Genomic DNA, 5,194 nt, shown 5'->3' on the forward strand with positions numbered 1-5,194 from the left:
ATAGGAGAAATCCCCTTAAAGTAGCTGCTTTGAGGGTTTTTTGAATTTGTAAATGACTCTTCTTAAAATAGATATGAGATTAGAGAAGGACAATGATGTATTGGAGGTCACTATATCAAAAAAGAAAATTGTATGTCTAGACGCATTTTAAATACAAAATAACCGATTCCTTATACGTTAAGAAACCGGTTATTTATTCCCCCACTTTTTTAGAGGGCTTTTTCTTATAATGGTCTTAAATGATTGATTTAAGGTTATAAACTTAAATCATAAATAAAATATAGAGTAAAAACTATATACGAAATAAATGTAACGAAAACAAGGAAACATATAAACTGAGAATTAGATACATATTGTTCTATTCTTTTTTTCATGTTAATTCGTATTATTTTTCAAATGTGAAGTATCAATTGGAATTTGAGCTTTCCAAGAACCAATTACTTTTCCAATTCTAGTTATATTTACGTCTAAAGTAAGAGGCTGTTTAAAAACGTCTTTTTCTTCAGTAGTTATAACAAATGTAGCAACACCTTCAGGTCTATCATTATCACGAATGCCTATTTTATCTAACTTTTTACCTGCTGCCATAAGTTCAAAAGGAAGATAATCATCTGAATCATGGATAAATGATAGTCTCCCGTCATTTTTAATCTCAGGGTTTTCCTCTTGTTGCCCATCAATTTTACCATCACTCTCAAGATTTAATCCTGATGTATCAAATTCAAATGGTACTAAACTTCCGTCCGCTTTTTCCATTCTATAATGAACTGATATACGTGAATCTGCGATAAATACTTCTTTGAGATGTACAGTAATACCTTGATCTGTAATTTTTTCATCAATAGGAATATATTTACCATTCTTCATCATATCTTGTGTGATACCATTTTCATCTTTTATTCCTTCATTTACAACTTTATCATTTGTAATTGCATTAGAAAAATAGGAAGCAACATTTGTAGCCGCCACTTGTACTTGTGGAATCATTGCTGTTGTGAAAAGTGCTGCTGCAGCTACTGCTGTATAAATAAAACGTTTTGATTTTTTACTCATGTTTGTAAAGAGTCCCTTCTTTTGTTGTTTTTTGTGATTTATATTAGAAACATTGTCTAACTTGGAACGACTTTCAAATGTTTTCCATGCTTGTTCTATATCAATTTTGATTTCTTGTGGTGAATTTGCAGATTCTTCATCTAACATTACGTTTTCCCATTGATTTAATTTACTAATTTCTATTAATAAATCTTGGCATGCTTCACATGTATCTAGGTGTTTTGTGAATTCCTTTCTTATATCATGAGAAAGTTCTCCATCAATATATGTTTGAATAAACCCGATATCATAACATTTCATTTGTTATGCCTCCTCCATTTGTTTATAAATCTTGCGAAATTTCATTTTGGCTCGGACCAATAATGTTCCAATAGAAGATATTTCAATTTGAAGTACTTCTGCAATTTCTTTATATTGAAAACCAGAGAATTTCATTAGTAAAAGGGTTCGTTCTCGATCATTCATTTTATTTAGTATCGTTTGGACCTTTGTAATTTCTTCTTTTCTTATCCAATCATCGTCTAATGATGAAACATTTTGTACTTCATGGTATTGTATTTCTTTATCAATCTTCGCTTGCTGCCTTTTTTCAGATCGAAAATGGTTATAGGCTACATAAGTAGAAGATTTAATCAACCATCCAGGTATGTTTTCAATCCCTTTCCAATCACTACGATATAATTGTAAAAATACTTCTTGTGCTAACTCTTCAGCGATAGATTGATCTTTAACAATCCAGATGATTTGTTTCACAGCGTAAGCATAGTACTGCTTAAATAAATCTTCAAAGGTCATATCAGAAGCATGACTTTCTTCATTTTCTATGGTTAACATGTTCGTTTAAACCTCACTTTCAATTTGATACCTGTATTATAGAGAAACCAGAAAAACGGATTTTGTGACAGTTTTTCTGGATATTTTTTATTATGTACTAAAAAAAGCATTCGTCTAATTAAAAGAGAAATGCAAAAAGGAAATGAAAACATAAAAACTATAACTCTTGCAGTAGTTGTCTATTAATGCACAAGAAAACAGTTAGTTTGTTGCCAAACTGTATCTAAACGTACAATTTCACTTCTTCTATTTTCATGAATATGTATAATTACATAAAATTTCAAAGAAAAAGAGAGTATACTTTCATATTGTGTAATAAAGATAAAGCCCGCCTACGGAAATAGGCGGGCTTTTTTTTACTTATGAAGAAAAGACAACCTTTAAGGTGTCTTCCTTTTGAAATCTAGGTTGTCCAGTTTGTTTTACTTTGGTGCAATAGCAATATTGTTTGGAATAAAGTTTCACCATATTGCTATTAAACTAAAATATTAAGATTGCACTTAAACGAAATTTATAGCATCGAAGTTCATTTTGGAGGGGGGAATGTAATACTACATTTTTAAAGTATTCGTTACACTTGAACCTCTGCACATTACGTAGGGCTTTTTTCATGAAGAAAGGACACTCACGTGAGTGTCCTTTCGATAGTTTTTAGCAGAAGCAAGCAGCTCCAACGATGATTAATAAAATAAACAATACAACTAATAAAGCAAATCCTCCAGCGAAGCCACAGCCGCCACAACTACCACCAAAGCCCATAACAGTTCCTCCTTTAAATAGGAGGAGAAAAACAAAGGTTCACTCATGTGTTTTAACGGATTCCATTTACTTTATGCTTTTTACGAATAAATGGAGCAGGTCCTTTTTAAAATAGATTTATGCCGCTATTTTTCGGATAGTAAGACCCGGATTGGTGGGGGCTGATTAAAGTTTCATTTTATTCTTTAAGAGCGAATAAATGAAAAATAAAATATCTAATAATATAGATAGAAATCCGCTTTTATACCTTTCATTAAAATAATACTAGCATTATATATTATAAGGAATACTTGTCCTTAATTGTAAATGAAAGGGGGGAATTGATATGAGCTATGGCTATGGTCATCCTCCTGGAAGATGTCATAAACATCACAATGAAACTTTGTCAACGGGTGTATTACGTAGACATTCCGCTACGTTATTTCTTACTGTTGAAGCTATGAATGTTGATCCAGATGATACTCGTAGAGTAACAGTTGAAATGTTTGATTGGTCATCTGGTTCTCCGGTATTGTTACCATTAATAGACCCTTCAACACAAACATTGCCACCTAATCGATATGTTACTTTTCGTTCAGCAGCTCTTCCTCCAGCACTTTTTGCTTATGAAGTAAGAATCATTCGTCCGAAAGATAGAGATGTTGTTACGAATGTTTTTGGTCTTAGTGCAATCATATTTAACCCACAAGAAGGAAACAATGTTTTACAACATGATTTAGCAAAATTAGACCTTAAATAGATTTTATAAAGGTCTATTTATTGAGCATGATTAAAAAAGAGTAGGATGTAATCCTACTTTTTTTTAACGTTAATTAGAATTTTAAAAGAAATCCTTCATTATTTTAGCATCTTTAATATTCACTATCACACCTTCTACCTTATCTTTCTTCTCATCTTTAGCAATCGTAATTTGCTCCTTATTATCAGCCCACACAAGAAATTCTTCTTTTGAGTCATCTTTATATGTAACAGTAATAGTAGAATGTGCAGATTCTCTCTTTTTTTGATCTAGTGTGATTTGTTTAGGAGTGCCTTTTTGAACTGCTGAAACGATAGATTGTATCATTTTTTCGTTGTCTGTTTGAGATTTGGAAGTAGTATGATTTGTTGTTTTCAGTATTTCAATGTCTGTAATATTAGCGGAATTTAATTGAAAGGTATTTTGTGTATGTTCTTGCTTAGCCTGCGAAGCTTTATCTGTAGCCGAGGTGCTTGTACAACCTATTAAAGTGAAAGATAGAGCGGTTAGTGCGCATATAGATATGATTTTTTTCATAGTATCCCTCCTTAAGTTTAATTATAACAATTTTCTGTTAATTTAGGTAGTTATTGTAAGGAGAAGATGTTTTAAAGTGGTAAATGATGATGTTCATTCTCTATTAAAATCAAAATTCACATAACTTTTTTCATATTTTATGTTTAACATTTCGAAAATGGGTGTACTACATATAATATAACAAATAATTCATTTTAAAGGAGGAAGTTAAAGATGGAAACGAAGTATAGTAAACCTTTTGTATATGAATTTATTACGGAGAAAGAGGTCATGAATGCGGCGAATGATCTCGTGAAAAAAGGAATAGACCAAAAAGATATTTACGTATTAACGCATGAGAAAGATAGGACAGATAGAATTGCGGACAATGCAGACGTGAATACAATTGGGATAAAAGAGGAGGGACTTGGGACAAGCATTATTAACGTCTTTCAAAAAACAGGAGATCAGTTAAGAAATAAAATGCAAGAGTTAGGGCTTAATGAGGAAGAAGCGAACTTTTATGAAGAAAAACTGGATGAAGGGAAAATCTTGTTATTCGTTAAGGATTTAGAAAGAGTCGGTGAATGGTTACAAGAAAGAAGATGCATGTATTCTATTTAAATTTGTATCCTTTAAATCTATAAATCTATTCCGAAAAGGAGATTGTAAATATGAGTGAGAACGGACTAAAAGAACAAGTTAAAGGTAAAGTTGAAAAGAAAAAAGGACAAGTAAAAGAAGGAATTGGTGAAGTTACAGAAGATAGAGAGTTGAAAAATGAAGGTAAGTGGGAAAAAACGAAGGGAACGATAAAAGAAAAAGTCGGAAAAGTGAAACAAAAGATAAGTGATGAATTGGATAATAAAGAATAATATATGTTCATCAAGCTTTAGTTACATACTAAAGCTTGATGAATTCAATATAAAACGAATATAGGAGGTTTAATTGTGGGACTTATTATTACGTGTATTGTAGGTGGACTTATTGGTGCGTTAGCTGGAATGATTACAGGAAAAGACTTTCCGTTAGGTATAGTTGGTAACGTGATTGCCGGATTAATCGGATCTTGGGTAGGTAGTGCGTTATTTGGTCATTGGGGTCCTGAATGGGGAGGCATTTTTGTTCTTCCAGCGTTATTAGGTGCAATCGTCTTTATTTTAATCGTTACATTCTTCTCTAGAATGCTGCGGAAAGCGTAAGTATGATAATAAATAGTAATCTTAAGTTTATTATATATAGTTATAAAGTTAATGAACTGATAAAAATACATAAAAAAGCATCCAATTAAAC

Annotated in this window: 8 protein-coding genes; 4 read left to right on the forward strand and 4 right to left on the reverse strand. The window is 31.6% G+C overall.

Going from position 1 to position 5,194, the window contains the following annotated elements:
* Window positions 1-375: 375 nt before the first annotated feature.
* From ABWK52_RS25335 to ABWK52_RS25345, 3 genes are all read right to left on the reverse strand, one after another.
* Entirely contained in the window at window positions 376-1,353 is a 978-nt protein-coding gene (locus tag ABWK52_RS25335) for a DUF4179 domain-containing protein (protein WP_000650408.1), read from the reverse strand.
* A gap of 3 nt (window positions 1,354-1,356) precedes the next feature.
* Window positions 1,357-1,887: an RNA polymerase sigma factor SigX gene (locus ABWK52_RS25340; RefSeq protein ID WP_000955505.1), complete on the reverse strand. Its 531-nt coding sequence runs from the start codon at window positions 1,885-1,887 to the stop codon at window positions 1,357-1,359.
* A 651-nt stretch (window positions 1,888-2,538) separates the two neighbouring features.
* A complete protein-coding gene (locus ABWK52_RS25345; RefSeq protein WP_000505670.1) occupies window positions 2,539-2,646 on the reverse strand; it encodes a YjcZ family sporulation protein in 108 nt (35 codons plus the stop codon).
* Between the two features lie 325 nt (window positions 2,647-2,971).
* Here ABWK52_RS25345 and ABWK52_RS25350 point away from each other — a divergent pair, with 325 nt between their 5' ends.
* Window positions 2,972-3,385, forward strand: a complete 414-nt coding sequence (locus ABWK52_RS25350; RefSeq protein WP_000120203.1) for a hypothetical protein — start codon at window positions 2,972-2,974, stop codon at window positions 3,383-3,385.
* Window positions 3,386-3,466: 81 nt separating this feature from the next.
* Here ABWK52_RS25350 and ABWK52_RS25355 read toward each other — a convergent pair whose 3' ends face one another.
* Window positions 3,467-3,922: a hypothetical protein gene (locus ABWK52_RS25355; RefSeq protein ID WP_000720850.1), complete on the reverse strand. Its 456-nt coding sequence runs from the start codon at window positions 3,920-3,922 to the stop codon at window positions 3,467-3,469.
* Between the two features lie 213 nt (window positions 3,923-4,135).
* On the opposite strand from ABWK52_RS25355, the gene ABWK52_RS25360 reads away from it, so the two are divergent.
* The 3 genes from ABWK52_RS25360 to ABWK52_RS25370 all read left to right on the forward strand — a co-directional run bounded on the left by ABWK52_RS25360 (window position 4,136) and on the right by ABWK52_RS25370 (window position 5,103).
* On the forward strand, window positions 4,136-4,525 hold the full coding sequence (locus tag ABWK52_RS25360; protein ID WP_000448802.1) for a general stress protein: 390 nt from the start codon (window positions 4,136-4,138) through the stop codon (window positions 4,523-4,525).
* A 50-nt stretch (window positions 4,526-4,575) separates the two neighbouring features.
* A complete protein-coding gene (locus ABWK52_RS25365) occupies window positions 4,576-4,776 on the forward strand; it encodes a CsbD family protein (RefSeq protein WP_001293468.1) in 201 nt (66 codons plus the stop codon).
* Between the two features lie 75 nt (window positions 4,777-4,851).
* The gene (locus ABWK52_RS25370; RefSeq protein WP_000522903.1) at window positions 4,852-5,103 is read left to right on the forward strand and encodes a GlsB/YeaQ/YmgE family stress response membrane protein; all 252 of its coding nucleotides are present in this window, start codon (window positions 4,852-4,854) and stop codon (window positions 5,101-5,103) included.
* The last annotated feature ends 91 nt before the right edge of the window (window positions 5,104-5,194 follow it).

Origin of the sequence: Bacillus sp. AP50 (assembly GCF_040492675.1) — a bacterium.
In the GTDB taxonomy this organism is placed as follows: Bacteria; Bacillota; Bacilli; order Bacillales; family Bacillaceae_G; genus Bacillus_A; species Bacillus_A cereus.

What these genes read in the sequence shown, in the direction of transcription:
- ABWK52_RS25335 (WP_000650408.1), bottom strand. Translation starts at nt 1,353, where the DNA reads ATGAAATGTTATGATATCGGGTTTATTCAAACATATATTGATGGAGAA.
- ABWK52_RS25340 (WP_000955505.1), bottom strand. Translation starts at nt 1,887, where the DNA reads ATGTTAACCATAGAAAATGAAGAAAGTCATGCTTCTGATATGACCTTT.
- ABWK52_RS25345 (WP_000505670.1), bottom strand. Translation starts at nt 2,646, where the DNA reads ATGGGCTTTGGTGGTAGTTGTGGCGGCTGTGGCTTCGCTGGAGGATTT.
- ABWK52_RS25350 (WP_000120203.1), top strand. Translation starts at nt 2,972, where the DNA reads ATGAGCTATGGCTATGGTCATCCTCCTGGAAGATGTCATAAACATCAC.
- ABWK52_RS25355 (WP_000720850.1), bottom strand. Translation starts at nt 3,922, where the DNA reads ATGAAAAAAATCATATCTATATGCGCACTAACCGCTCTATCTTTCACT.
- ABWK52_RS25360 (WP_000448802.1), top strand. Translation starts at nt 4,136, where the DNA reads ATGGAAACGAAGTATAGTAAACCTTTTGTATATGAATTTATTACGGAG.
- ABWK52_RS25365 (WP_001293468.1), top strand. Translation starts at nt 4,576, where the DNA reads ATGAGTGAGAACGGACTAAAAGAACAAGTTAAAGGTAAAGTTGAAAAG.